The following is a 15,508-nucleotide window of genomic DNA, read 5'->3' as shown; positions in this document are numbered from 1 at the left end:
CAATGTTATCAAAAAGTTAAACTTTAACCTTAAATGATAAATTATTAACAACATTTTTAGCCAAACAATCAATTTTGTTTTGCCAATTTTAAATTTCGCTCAAAAATATGCATTTTTCACAGTTTTAAATAATAAATCTGTCCAACGGATTTTAAAATCGATAAAATGCAATTAGTTGCCCTCTAGAGCCGCTTTAGGGCGTCTAAAAGTTAAATTTAATCAGATAAAGACTATTTTTTTAACATATTGCGAAATAGAACTTATATTATTAAGACAATGAAAAAAGGAAAAATCTTGCCAAAAATAAATTTTAATTAAAACAGTGCACGAAAATTTTTGAAATCAGATTTTATAAACTACGAAAGTATCTGATTTTTTTTAGAACTCATTTGGGATTTTTGATCCCTAATTATCCAAATACTAAAAGAAACAAGACAATACGTCTAATAACTATATAATGCACAAGAGGTCTTTAAAACAAAAAACTGATCAATAAAAAAATTGATCAGTTAAGTTAGATGTATATAAAAAAATATACTGTTTATCGTGTTACTAAAAGCTGGGGATAAGGATTAGAAGCTGTATTTATAATTACCGTTGCCGTACCTTCTTTTACATTTACTAACAGTTTGCTAAGTGTAGGGTTTGACTTAAAATTACTGTTCATAAATACTCCTGAATATTTACTGTTCCAATCGCCATCTATCACTAAAGAAGATACTGTACTTGTTACGGTAGAGTTTGTTATATAGGCATTTACAGGATTATATATAACAGATGAAAATAAGGTCGTTGCATCTGAAAAATTACATCCTTCAATATAGGAATTAATAGATTTAATAGTTGAAGCTGTAGTGCTGTTACTGTAAAAATTAGAATTATAAAGAGAGATATCTCCACTGCTTATAACTTGCTTTCCTGTAAAGCCTGTAAAATCACAATTGGCAGCTATTGGATAATTATTTCCACCTAAGATAAGAGCGGATTGTCCTCCACTAAATTTACAATCTACCCAGGCATTTAAATTGTCTGCCCTTGTTGCTAACATAGAAACCGCTGTATTGCAATTTATAAACTGACTTCTGTAAAACATTGTTTTATCAACAAAGCTGGAATGGTCAGAATCTCCTTTTACAAGAGGATCTTGAAAAAATCCTTTATTGCAATTTACAAAAGAAATATTGTCAAAGAAATTATTATCAAAGCCCATCATTTGATCTAACTGAAAGCCATAATTTTGATCTCTAAATACTACATATTTTAACCATACAAAACTCATATGCTGTGTACCAAAGTTTTGTGATGAATAAACACCTACGCTGCCGCCTTGCAGCGTCAAATGTGCCAATACAAAATTGTCGTCCTGACCACCCGTAAGCGTTATTAAAGGGAAATCATCTTTCAAACCTACTATGGAAGTCTTTCCTGTACCCTTACCCATAATTCCATGCGCTCTGTCAAGAGGAACTTTTAAAGTAGCACTAATATAAAAGACACCCTCAGGAAGTTCTGCGACTCCATTTGTATTTATTAAATTCTGAATATAAGTCGTACTGTCTGGTTTACCTACTCTATCAGATCTCCAATTTGCACCTGTCGGATCCGGTAATGTCTCCCATGCTGGTCGGCTCCAGGGTGCATATTGACTTCCCAGAATAGAAGCGCTAAGATTTGAAACTATTGCTGTATTAGTTATAGCAGTCGTTTGTTCAACATTATTATATTTTAGAGAGTTGGTATTATCTAAATTTCCCAAGAGATCATATCCGGTGACTGTTCCGCTCCCTCTTTTATATCCCCCTAAAGCAGCTATCATTATCATGTTAGTTCTCGGTGATATTACATCAAATTCTGTAAAAAGTTTTTTATTCAATATAGATACATTAGCAGCATCAATATCATAAGCTCCGGTTCGAACAGCAGAGTATGAGTTACCGCCTCCTAAATCTGTTATTTTAACATTGCCCATATTACTAGCCTTAAACATAGCTTTGGTTCCATCTCCGGTAAGGTTCCAGCCTTCTGCGTCAATACCAACAAAAGTAGCTGATACTAAATTATCCAGTTCGCTTGTATCTCCATGCGGTGTTAGAAAATTAGTGTGTAAATGCACATTACCATAACTAGGAGTTGTGGTATTTCCTTTCATAGTCAAAACCGTCGTTAACCCTCCTGATTGGTGTTTTATAAATTTATTATTTCTAAAATAACCAGACTGGCTACAATCTATTAAAATATTACCACCGTAATTTATAAAGGTATTATTTGTAAACGTTGCATTTGTTGCCTTTAAAGTTGCCCACTTTATAGATTTAAAAGTACAATTAGAAATTACTCCTCCTGCCTGAAGCGTTATCGTTTTATCTTGTGGAAGTAAGTTTTCTAAAACCACTCCTGTACTTCCGGCTGTTATGGTAATATTAGATACTTTGGTCAATGATGGATATCCATATAGTCTCTGATTACTTTTCATAACAATATCTACTCCTGAATAATCTCCTTTTTCCAATCTTACAGAGCCATGTAAATCTAAAGCAGCCTGAAGATTCGCTTTTTGAGCAATTGGTAACAAAAAAGCTTCAAAATATTTAATTTCTTCTAATTGATTATTGACTCCTGGTGGTATTTCTGGAGTTTTTACGGGAGCATCGTCAATAGCATAATGATAGTTTTGTGAAAAAACTATAGTTGAAAAGAGTAAAAAAAATATTAAATGTTTCATTGTCCAGATATAATATAGGAATTTGTGCCCGTTTTTCTAAGAAAGCCAAACCTTACGTTTCCAGAAACACTGGTAAACTTTGCACTACCATTTGCATTGTAGTTAATTGACACCCCTGATGGGGCTTGTATCGTTAATACAGCACCGTTATGCGCTTCTAAATTAATAGTCTCCCCCACTAGCATGCTACTAAAATCGGCAGTTAAGGTTAATGTGGCCGATGTTTTACATTCTATTGTATTATTTACATCCGCAGCGGCAATGTTTCTTGAAGAAGTAAACGAAATGACGGTGGCTTTGGTAATTGGAGCAGTTACGCCTCCGGTTAATCTGTCAGCTGTTTTGGCATGTAACGCATATGGCACACTCAAAAGCTGTGTAACTCCGGTAATATTATAATTAGAACCACCGTTTACATCAACTTGCGTTTCTATAAAATAAGGTCCTTTATCCCAGGCTATCTGGCTAAAATTACCTATCGAAACAGTTCCTGTTCCAATTTCAAGCGAAACTAAACCGTTGTTATTTGTAGTAGGAGAATGTGTTTCCTGATATACACTTGTTCCGTTAACAGTACTTTGATGTATAATAACTTTAAGGCTAATTCTCGAATTCATGATCAGACTATTATCTTGTGCGCGAATAATTGCCTGATAACTCATTTTTTCAGGTGCTTGAGCAAATACTGTAAAGGTAAAAGTCAAAAATAAAAGTATCGTAAGTGCAATTTTCATTATATTATTTTTTTAATATTTTAAAAGATTTATAAAGTTTGTTATCCACATATACCGTAAGTACATAAAGGGATGAACTAAAGTTATTTAAGCTAATCTGGGTTTCGGTTTGAGTAATTACATTTTGTTTTAAAAGCCTGCCTTGCAAGTCATAAAGACGATAGGATCTATTTGCGCCTTCGAGCTCATCTCCTTTCATACTTATATAAACAAAATCTACTGTTGGATTTGGGAAAACAAATATTTCTGTTGTAGGTTTTTCAATTTCTGGTGTACCCAGATTTTCATCATTTTCCTGATGCTGTATACCCTGAGCCACATTATAGACTGTTTGTAATCCTATATAAGTATAGAATACCTGGCCAATTGAATAAGTTACAGAACCAGAACTTCCTGTTGCATTACTACCAGATGTAATTATGGTTTCCATAATATCTTGTGTATTTTGACTATTTCCTTTAAAAGGAAAGAACAACAGCATAATTATGAGCAGATTAATAATTTTTAAATTTTGATACTTCACAGTTTTACAGGCTTATTATTTTACTGCAAAAATATTTATTTACAAAATAAAACCGATATAACTAATTTTAATTCCGATAAACGACATTAAATGTAGTATTTTAATGACTATTTACCTACATTGAAAAAATCTTTTACAGCGTTCCTACCTCTTTACTAAAAAAAATTAATGAGCCAAATCATACCTATATGACAACGGTTATGTTTTCATGAAATACTTTTTCAACACCTTTTTTTATTATTACCATATCTGATTTCTTTAAAAATCTGAACAGCTGTTACTAGATATTTACCTTCCAAAAAAAAGGTAACCATCTAAACAAAAGCAACTTATTAAAACGTAAAATTAAATATTTTATTTCTGTCAAAATAAATACTGTCCTGTTCAAGGGTAAATTGGTCTCAACGAGGAATTATTGCCTTTTAAAACAAAAACCAGAAAGATAAATAGGTAGGATATTTACATATAAAAATCTCGCAGTTGCAAAAAAGGAAAATTGGTAAACGAAATTGGTTTTGTAAACAACTTATCAGATTTAATAAAATTACCCAAATCTAATATAGAATATGTCATTCATAGATGATAATAGCATAATGATGAAAATACAAGTATAAGCGAAGAAAAAACTTTATTTTAAAAAATAATTAATAGCTAATTAACAGATACATACAAAATATTTTACATCAAAATTATTAGCCAAAAAAGAATTATAACTCCCACATCTATTTGTAGATAAACAAACTATTTAGTTAAAAAAACACTCAGTTTTAAGTAATAAATTATAAATATCATGACGTTAAACTCATCATATTATTTTGCTCAACTTTAATTTTAATAGCATTAAAATGAAAAGACTTAACAAAAATAATTTAGACAACAAGATAAGTTGGACTAAAATGACGTACCCAACAAGTGCCTTACATGACCTCTTTGCAGAGCAAGCTGCCATTTTCCCTAATTCAATAGCGCTCGAATTTGAAGATGAAAAGCTCACCTATGGAGAATTATTAAAAAAGACAAACCAAATGGCTAACTATTTTCTGTCTCAGGGCTTATCCTCTGGGCAAATAGTTGCTGTTTCCATGGAGCGAAGTCCTAAATTAATTATCGCTCTCTTTGCCATTTTACAATGTGGTGCCTCCTACTTACCATTAGATCCTAAATTTCCAACTGCACGTTTAGAATTTATGCTTGAAGATTCTGAGGCTAGTTTTTTGCTAACTACAAAATCACTTGCAGCTTCATTGCCCATATATTCAAAAACAATATTGGTCGAAAACGCGTTGTCTGCAATAGACAACTATCCTATTTCACCTGTTTTGGTTACTGTTGCACAAGAGGCTGTTGCTTATATGATGTATACCTCCGGATCTACCGGAAAACCAAAAGGAGTTACTGTAACTCATAAAAATTTAGTAAACTTCTTATTCAGCATGGCGATTGAGCCAGGTATAAATCCTGAAGATAAATTACTGTCCATTACGACAATTTCTTTTGATATTGCAGGTCTCGAATTATTTCTACCATTAATTAAAGGTGCCACAGTAGTTTTTGCTGATTACCAGACTACTCATGATGGACAGCTTTTACTTCAGCTTTTGCAAAAAAAAGAAATTACAATACTGCAGGCCACGCCAACTACATGGCAATTACTACTTGATTCTGGCTGGGAAACACCATTGGGGTTAAAAGCCCTTTGTGGCGGCGAAGCTATGCCTTTAAATCTGGCGCGTCAGTTAACTGCAAGATGTGATTCTCTTTGGAATATGTACGGCCCAACAGAAACTACAATATGGTCAGCTATCAAGCAAATTAACGCCGAAGATGAATTAATTACAATTGGAGGACCTATTGCAAACACACAAATTTACTTATTAGATGAGCATGGGCAAGCTGTTGCTCCGGGAACAATTGGAGAAATCGTTATTGGTGGAGATGGTGTTGCTCAAGGTTATTGGAAACGTCCGGAACTTACAGCTGAAAAATTTATTCCAGATTCATTTTCGACAGAACCAAATGCTATTCTTTATCGTACTGGTGACTTGGGGAAATTATTACCGAATGGAGAATTTCAATGTTTGGGGCGTATAGATCATCAAGTGAAAATTAGAGGACATCGTATTGAATTAGGTGAAATTGAAACTGCTCTAAATAGTTTTCCAGGAATAAAACAGTCAGCAGTAATCGTAAGCAATTATTATGGAAGTGAAGATAAACTTATAGCTTATTTTAAATCTAATGAACAACTAAAGGATGAAAAAATAATTCATGAGGCACTTTCAAAAATTTTACCAGAAATATTATTACCCTCCAAATATATTTGGGTAGAGGATTTTCCAATAACACCAAACGGGAAAATTGATAAAAAGAATTTACCAATTCCTGAATATACCAGACCAGACTCTGCTCCTCTATTCAATAAACCTAATACGCAATTAGAAAAAGATATTGCAAAGATCTGGAGCGAGGAATTAAAAATACCAAGTATAGGTATAGATGATGATTTTTTTGATATTGGGGGTAGTTCAGTATTGGCACAAAAAATTACTTCGGTATTGAGACAACGTTTATCGATTGAAGTACCTGTTTCAAAAATGTACATCTTCCCTACAATTAGAGAGCTTTCTACAATTTTAGGGGAAGATAAGAATGGAGAAAAAAATAAGGAAGATTTGTTTGCCTTTAAAGAGGCCAAAAACAAAACTGTTTCTGCAGACATTGCCGTAATTGGTATGGCTGGAAGATTCCCTGGTTCTGACTCAATTGAGGAATTATGGGAGAACTTAAAAAATGGAAAAGAGACAATATCTTATTTTACAAAAGACGAATTAGATGTTAGTTTGCCTGAAAGTCTTCGTAAAGACCCGCTTTATATAGGTGCTCGTGGGATTTTGCCTTCCGCCAAAACATTTGATGCCAATTTCTTTGGATTAAACCCACAACTTGCGGCCGCTATGGATCCACAAATAAGGGTGTTTCTAGAAATTTCATTTGAGGCATTAGAGCAATCCGGGCATCTTCCTAAACATTACAAAGGAAGTATTGGAGTATACTCAGGCAGTGAAATTAATACTTACTACGAAAATAATATATTTTCAAACAAAGAGCTAAAAAGTTCAATAGGCGAACTTCAGATCTATACTGTAAATGGAAAAGATTTTATTGCACCCCGAACTTCATATCATTTAAATTTAAAAGGCCCTTCTGTTAGTGTGCATTCAGCTTGCTCAACTTCGTTATTAGCAGTCGCTGAAGCGGTAAAAGCAATAAGAACCGGAATGTGTGACGTTGCTCTCGCGGGCGGTTCCAGTGTAACTTCACCCATAAATAGTGGTCACCTTTATGATGATGGATTTATTAAAAGCCCAGATGGTTCTACCAGATCTTTTGATGCTTCTGGAAAAGGTACCGTTTTTAGTGATGGCGCAGGAGTCGTTTTACTTAAAAGGTTAGAAGAAGCTGAAAAAGATGGAGATATTATTTACGGAGTAATTAAAGGAGTTGGTGTAAATAACGACGGAGGAGACAAAGGTAGTTTTATGGCACCAAGCCCAAAAGGCCAGGCTGGAGCAATAATAAATGCATTCAATGATGCTCAAATATCTCCCTCAACCATTACTTATATGGAAGCACATGGTACCGCAACTCCTATTGGTGATCCAATAGAAATAGAAGGACTTAAAATCGCTTATGGCAAACAAGAAAAAAATGGCTATTGTGCTTTGGGATCTATAAAAAGTAATATGGGCCATACCACTGCTGCTGCAGGTGCTGCAGGCCTAATAAAGACATTATTAGCAATGCGCCATAAGCAAATACCTCCAATGGTTAATTTCAAGAAACCAAATCCAAATATAGATTTTGATAATAGCCCTTTTTACATCAATAACAAATTGATTGACTGGAAAGCAGATGGTAAAAGAAGAGCTGGTGTGAGCTCATTTGGTATAGGAAGTACCAATGTACATGTTATTGTCGAAGAATATGAGATGAAACCTTTGCCACCTTCAACTACACGACCACTTCAAATACTCACGTGGTCTGCTAAAAGTCAAAATAGTCTGCTGTGCTATGAAAATGAACTGGGTAACTTTATTGATAAAGCAAAAGACAATAATTTAGCAGATATAGCTTATTCATTGAGTGTAACACGGGATGACTTTAACCACAGAAGCTTTTTAATAGCCAATGCTGCAACTGATGCTGTCGAAAAATTAATTTCTCTCAAACCAAAAAGCATTAAATCCGCACAATTAAAAAGTGTACCTGGCGAAATGGGATTTTTATTCCCGGGACAAGGAGCGCAATTTTTACAAATGGGCAAAACCCTTTATGATAACGAAGAAGTATATCGCAATGCAATAGATAAATGCGCTGAACTATTGATGGAAGATTTAAATTTAGATATACGTGATATAATCTATCCCGAAATTAACTCCAGTGAGGCAGAAGAACTTTTGAAAGATACTCGTTTAACGCAACCTGCTTTATTCGTTACCGAATATGCATTGTCTCAATTATGGATGAGTTGGGGAATAAAACCAACTTTTCTTTGTGGACATAGTATTGGTGAATTTGCTGCCGCACATTTGGCAGGAATCATGACTTTAAAAGACGCTTTACATATCGTTGCGGTTAGAGGACAATTAATCAGTGGGCTCCCTGGCGGGTCTATGCTGGCTGTACGTGTACCAATTGAGCAATTAAATGAATTGCTTCCGGAAACACTTTCACTGGCGGCAATAAATTCAAATCAGTTTTGTGTGGTTTCAGGCACAAAAGAAGATATTACTGATTTTAATAATAAACTTGATTCGCAAGATATTCCCAACAAAATACTCCTTACCAGCCATGCCTTTCACTCTTTTATGATGGATCCTATTTTAGAATCATTTAAAAATGAAGTAGAAAAAATAAAATTAAATATTCCTCGCTTACCTATTATCTCGACAGTAACGGGAACCTGGCTTTCAGATACAGAAGCCACAAGTGCAATCTATTGGGTAAACCATTTAAAAAATACGGTAAGATTTGCAGATGCAATGGATACTGCATTTGGTTTAGAGGATTATATACTATTAGAAGTTGGCCCTGGACAAACACTGATTACTTTAGCGCGTCAACAAGCCGCTGGTAAAGTCATACCCGCTTTTCCTAGTCTAACTTTTCCTAAGGATGAACAAGAAAATGAATATTCTACTTTGTTAAACGCTTTAGGCGACTTATGGATTAGAGGTATAAAACCTGACTGGCATGCTTTTTACGATCAACAACAGAGGCAAAAAATAAAATTACCAAGTTATGTTTTTGATCGCAAACCTTGTTGGATTGAACCTTTAAGTACGGTTGAGACAGCAGTACCTCAAAAAACTGTCGTTGCTGATATACCGGCAATTTTAAATACACCTATAGCTTCAATAGAAACCGATAGCGCTGCCAAAGCAAACAACTCAGGAAAAGATTCAATACTATTTAAGATTTCAGAAATTATTAGGAACGCATCAGGAATAAGTTATGAATCTGATGCAGCATCAAATACTTTCTTAGAACTTGGACTTGATTCCTTATCTCTTACCCAATTGTCAGGTAAACTGAAAAAAGAGTTTGACTTGCCAATTACTTTTAGACAACTTAACGAAGTTTTTTCAACACCATCTCTTTTAGCTGATTATATTGACCTTAACCTTCCTGAAAAGGATCTTAGTGAATCAAAAAAAGAAATTGAAATAACTCCTAATGAAATCATTGAATCTAATACTTTAATAAATAAACCTCAATTATCTTCAATTCAAAATCAAATTTCATTAGAACAAATTGTTCAGCAAATACAGCTTTTAAGCAAAAAGATCGACCAATTACAAAATTATCGAAATACCACATTAAATGGAAAATATGCTCTTGGAAGTCTGAAAACAGAACATTTAGATGCCAAAACTTTTAATCCCGAAAAGGTCATTGAAACAAATGAAACCCTACAGCCAGAAAAACCTTTTGATGTTTTGAAGATTAATGATCAGCAATTTTTGGAGAACAAAATCGCAGATAAAAAGTATATCATAATGGCTAATGATCCTCCTATAAAGGGCGGAAAATTAGGACGCGACGAAAACGGGAATCCAGCGTGGTTTATAGAAGACTCTAATAAAAAAGGGAAGTTCATAAAAATACAGCTATTAGAATCTTGCAACCATGATTAATAATCAATTATTTTAAATTGTCACTTCACGAACTGTACAATTTCATTTAAAAATAGAATTATGATAGTAATGAAAAACAAACCTCAGCCCCAAATTCAATCTAAAAATGAAATTCAATTTTTTCCATTTTCACCTGAGATTGAAAGAGTAATCTATTCAACAAATTCTCAACAGGAAATATGGTCAGATTGTATTTTTGGAAGTAGTGATGCCAATAAAGCATATAACTTATCTGTTTCGATTAAATTTAAGGGTAATTTAGTTGTAGATATATTTGAGCAAGCACTAAAAACTTTAGTACAACGTCATGAAGGACTTAGAGCTTCCTTCAGTCCAGACGGGCACTTTATGTGTATTTATACGGGAGCTGATATCAAAATATCTTACAATAATTTTTCTAACCTGACCGCTATTGAAAAAGGAAAATGCATAGATAGTGTAGTCAAGGAAGAAGTTAATGCTGTATTTGACCTTGTCAATGGTCCTCTGTTCAGAGTTAGTGTAATTAATGTGGACGATTTTGAATATTTAGTCACCTTTACAATTCACCATATTATAGGTGACGGACTTAGTATCGATATAATATTAGAAGAACTCGGAACAATTTATTCAGCCTATATTGAAAATACAGTACCGGAACTTCCAGCTCCAGAGCGATTCAGTGATTATGCCGAAAAAATAAATTCTTTTATGGAAAGTACTGAATATCAAAATTTAGAAGATTTTTGGCTAAATATCTATAAAGAATCGGTTCCAACAATTGAACTACCATTGGATTATGTAAGACCTTCATTACGAACATATAATAGTGCTCGCCTGGATTTTCCTTTAGATGATAAAATTATAACCTCACTAAAAAATATAGGAATAAATGCCGGTTGTAGTTTGGTGACCACAATACTAGCGGCCTTTGAGGTCTTTTTATGCAAGCTTACTGGTCAACACGATTTGGTTGTCGGATTCCCTTCTTCAGGAAATACATTATATGATATGCGACAGCTGATTGGAGATTGTGTTAATTTACTTCCGCTACGCAGTAAAATTAATCCTGACATTAGCTTTTTAGACTATCTAAAGCAAAGAAATTCTCAGTTGTTTGATGCATATGAACATCAACAAGTTAGTTTTGGTCATCTTCTTAAGAGTTTTGCAATTGCCAGAGATCCTTCAAGAATTCCGTTAGTTCCGGTTATACTAACTGTTGATTTGAATCGGACTATCGAAAATGAATTTTCATTTACGGGTCTAACTCACGAATTAAACATGAATCCGAGAGAATACGGAACCTTCGAAATTCAACTTCATATTTTTAAATCTAAAAATGGACCTATCTTTCAATGGTCATACAATACTACATTATTCAAACCAGAAAAAATAACTCAAATGATGCTTTCATTTGAAGATATAATGCATAAAGTAATATCAGGTTCAGACAATCCATTATCGGATTTACTAGGAGGTAATTATTTAGCAGATTACGACATCTTAAATAGTACTGAAATGCCATATCCAAATGTGACTTTGACGGAGTTACTTAGAAAACAAGCAGAAATTACACCTAAAAATATAGCCTTAGAATTTCATGATTCAAAAACTACTTACGTCGGGTTACATGAAAAAGTGAACCAGTTAGCACATTATTTAAAAGCGCAAGGAATACAATCTGGTGATTTTATTGCCGTTTCTTTTTCACGAAGCCCGGAACTGCTTTACACTTTACTAGCCATTTTACAATGCGGCGCGGCCTATATACCATTGGATCCCGAATATCCAAAAGAACGCTTAGAGTTTATGCTTAATGATTCTGATGCAAAGATGTTAATAACCAGTAAAGCTTTATTTGCATCCTTACCGTCATGGTCGCATACTATTTTTATAGAAGATGCTATTGATTTATTAAACCAATATTCTGCCTTACCGCTTGCTTTTACCGTTAGTTCAGATAATGTTGCTTATATACTATATACATCTGGATCAACCGGCAACCCAAAGGGAGTTCCTATCACCCATAGGAATTTGGTTAACTTTCTTTTGAGTATGGCCTTAGAACCTGGTATTAACGAAAATGACAGAGTATTATCTATAACTACCATCTCCTTTGATATTGCAGGTTTAGAATTGTATTTACCACTTATTAAAGGCGCAACATTAGTAATTGCAGACCATGAAACAGCTAGAGATGGAAGACTTTTACTTGAATTAATAAAAAAAGGAAACATCAATTTTCTGCAAGCGACTCCCACAACATGGTCAATGCTTTTAGACTCTGGTTGGTCTGAACCTTTACCGCTTAAAGCTTTATGCGGTGGTGAAGCTATGCCCGAAGATCTTGCCAAAGAGCTTTTAAGTAAATGCCATACGCTTTGGAATGTCTATGGTCCAACAGAAACTACCATTTGGTCATCCATAAAACAAATAAGTACTGAAGATACAGTAATAACAATTGGAAAACCTATTGCAAATACACAATTTTACATCATTGACGAGCAAGGACAACTTGCAGCACCAGGAAAGATTGGTGAAATTGTAATAGGTGGCCACGGTGTTGCAAAAGGCTACTGGAAAAGACCTGAACTTACATCAGAAAAATTTATTAAAAATAGATTTTCTGCAGGCAAAAACGATATAATTTATCGTACAGGTGATTTGGGAAAAATACTTCCTAACAACGAAATAGAATGCTTAGGGCGTCTCGATCAACAGGTTAAAATTAGAGGACATCGTATCGAACCAGGAGAAGTAGAACAAGCACTATTATTACTTGATGGTATAAAATATGCCGTTGTATTAGCTGACGAAAATTTTCTTGTAGCACATATTGTACCTCATTCCAATATAGAGAGTAACGAAAATCTAATACCTATATGGCGCGAAGCTTTGGCATCAAAATTACCGTCACAATTAATTCCACATAATTTTAATTTAATAGAGAAAATGCCAACAACGCTCAATGGCAAAATAGACCGTAAAGCATTATCAAATTATAAAGTAAATAAAAAAACTAAATATACTGCTCCCCGAACAGAAGAAGAAAATATAGTTGCAGCTATTTGGAAAGAAAGCTTAAATATACAGAACATAGATATTTTTAGCGATTTCTTCGAGATGGGAGGACATTCAATCAAGGGAGTAAAAGTTATGATTGAAATAGAGAGACACACTGGCAAGCGAATTCCTTTGTCTGCTTTATTTAAATATTCAACAGTAGAAAAATTTGCTAAGCTACTAAACACGGGAACCGAAATTTATGCAGAATGTTTAGTCCCAATAAAACCTGATGGAAACAAAGTACCTCTTTTTATCGTACACGGAGCAGGACTTAATGTTTTAAACTTTATCAATTTAAGTAAACACTTTGATGAGGATCAACCTATTTATGGTATTCAGGGCACAAAACCGAAAGGTTTTGATGGATGGTATGAATCAATTGAAGCTATGGCAACACATTACATAAATGCCATCATAAAAGTAAACCCAAAGGGACCATACGCCTTAGCAGGTTTTTCTTTTGGTGGCATAGTTGCCTTCGAAATGACGCGTCAGTTAAAAGAACAAGGAAAAACAGTAACCCTAACGGCATTACTCGACTCTTATGTTGATTCTTCTTATTATTATGGAAGTTACAGACGAAAACAATTAGTCAGATACTTTGATATTACGCACAGAAGATTAGACTTTCTAAAAGAAATGCTATTGAGCTGGAAGGCTTTTAAAATGCGCTTTAATGGGAAAAAAGATTATATCTTAAAAAGACATTTTGGCAAGAACGACACGATGACTGAACAAGAAACTTTGGCCTTTAAACAATTCATAGAAGCTGATAGTTTGGTTAAAAAAATTGTTGATCGCTATCACCTTAAACCACAAAACTTTGAAGTAGATTTATTTCGATCAAAAGATGATATTAACTATAAACTAGACCCTACACATTTAGGATGGAAAAAAGCGGCATTAAAAGGCGTGACAATTCATAATATCTCCGGTAATCATCTAGAAATTGTGGCACCACCAAATGATAGAGTATTAGCACGACTAATTCAGGATATTTTAGATAAAAAACATGAAAACATCTAGGCTCTATATTTCTTTTTCAAATATCAGGAGCGCTAAGTTATTCTCTGGTAAGGAATACTCCTTAAATACAAATGATATAATTATTTACTGTATTTATTTACCTGACTTCATCGATTTAAAATCTGATTTGTATAAGTTCCTTAATTCAATAGAAATTAAAAAAGCAAAACGCTTTTACAAAGAAATAGACAGAAACCGATTCATTATATACAGATCAATTTTAAAAATAATTTTAGGAGCCTATACTAAATTAGCTGTAAAAAACATTTACCTTGATTATGATTTTAATAAAAAACCATATTTAGCATCGCATCCTTGGTTACATTTCAATATCTCACATTCCGAAGACTTTGCTATCATTGCAATTTCACGCAAAAAAGTTGGAATAGATATCGAATATCTATCTGAAGATTTTAAATTCACAAATCTTCTTCCTGATATTTTTGATGAAAACGAAAGGTTAGCGATTCAAAAAGCTACTGACAAAAAAAAAACCTTTTACAGTTTATGGACACGCAAAGAATCTTTTGTAAAAGCATTAGGAAAAGGTATTGATGAAGATTTTAAACATATTCCATGTTTAGATGGATATCATAGCGTAGACTTCAAACTAATAAAAAATACTCAAAACTGGCAGGTGTATAGTTTTGATCTTTCAGATTACTATTTGGGTGCTGTAGCTTTTGAAGGTTTGTCTTCGTCATATAATAACTTAGAAATGTACATCATACCAAATACTATGACTGACTTATTGAAGCTGATTCCAATTAAATAATTTATCCACTTAGAAAAACTGCTTCATCTAAAATATGATTGGTGTAAATTACCAAACTAAATTTATTAATATGACACTCCAAACTATCTTATTGACTGCACCAAATGAAGAGTGGTTAAAAATCAGGTTAATACAGAAGATTTTAGTAGTAAAAGTGAGGCTATTAACTATTTGATTAAGCAAGCTCGTTCCCAAGAAGAGTACTATGATTTTGTGGGAACTAAAATAAAAAAACCAACTCGTCACGTCGACAAGTTGGGTTTCTACCATAAACCGTAAAAAATCTCTCTATTACAAATATAATGGTATAAAGTAAAAATTGAATTCAAAAACTTGTAGTAACATAACTACAAATGTGCAGAATTTATACGACAACAACCAAAAAAGGATTAGTAAATTAAAGTACTAAAGAACACCTAAAAACCTTTGAATATAAAGGTTCGCAGATTTTTTTCGTCTAAAGCACTTTGTAAATATTTTTAT

6 protein-coding genes are annotated in these 15,508 nt (G+C 33.5%); 3 read left to right on the top strand and 3 right to left on the bottom strand.

Annotated features, from left to right (window positions below):
• Positions 1–541 precede the first annotated feature (541 nt).
• The 3 genes from Q7C23_RS13980 to Q7C23_RS13970 are packed head-to-tail and all read right to left on the bottom strand — an operon-like array spanning position 542 to position 3,886.
• Positions 542–2,722, bottom strand: a complete 2,181-nt coding sequence (locus Q7C23_RS13980; protein ID WP_375033108.1) for a hypothetical protein — start codon at positions 2,720–2,722, stop codon at positions 542–544.
• Complete coding sequence (locus Q7C23_RS13975; protein ID WP_375033107.1) at positions 2,719–3,456, bottom strand: hypothetical protein; 738 nt, start codon at positions 3,454–3,456, stop codon at positions 2,719–2,721. Before Q7C23_RS13975 ends, Q7C23_RS13980 begins: the two co-directional genes overlap by 4 nt.
• Positions 3,457–3,460: 4 nt before the next feature.
• Positions 3,461–3,886, bottom strand: coding sequence for a T9SS type A sorting domain-containing protein (locus Q7C23_RS13970; RefSeq protein WP_375033106.1), 426 nt, complete (start codon positions 3,884–3,886; stop codon positions 3,461–3,463).
• A gap of 938 nt (positions 3,887–4,824) precedes the next feature.
• On the opposite strand from Q7C23_RS13970, the gene Q7C23_RS13965 reads away from it, so the two are divergent.
• From Q7C23_RS13965 to Q7C23_RS13955, 3 genes are read left to right on the top strand one after another with little or no spacing between them, the layout of a single operon-like run.
• On the top strand, positions 4,825–10,176 hold the full coding sequence (locus tag Q7C23_RS13965) for an amino acid adenylation domain-containing protein (RefSeq protein ID WP_375033105.1): 5,352 nt from the start codon (positions 4,825–4,827) through the stop codon (positions 10,174–10,176).
• A gap of 60 nt (positions 10,177–10,236) precedes the next feature.
• A complete protein-coding gene (locus Q7C23_RS13960) occupies positions 10,237–14,250 on the top strand; it encodes an amino acid adenylation domain-containing protein (protein ID WP_375033104.1) in 4,014 nt (1,337 codons plus the stop codon).
• The gene (locus Q7C23_RS13955; RefSeq protein ID WP_375033103.1) at positions 14,237–15,025 is read left to right on the top strand and encodes a 4'-phosphopantetheinyl transferase family protein; all 789 of its coding nucleotides are present in this window, start codon (positions 14,237–14,239) and stop codon (positions 15,023–15,025) included. The genes Q7C23_RS13960 and Q7C23_RS13955 overlap by 14 nt, the downstream gene beginning before the upstream one ends.
• Positions 15,026–15,508: the final 483 nt, after the last annotated feature.

Source organism: Flavobacterium sp. LAR06, assembly GCF_041946075.1.
Lineage (GTDB): Bacteria > Bacteroidota > Bacteroidia > Flavobacteriales > Flavobacteriaceae > Flavobacterium.
This window is presented reverse-complemented; position numbering and strand designations above follow the sequence as displayed.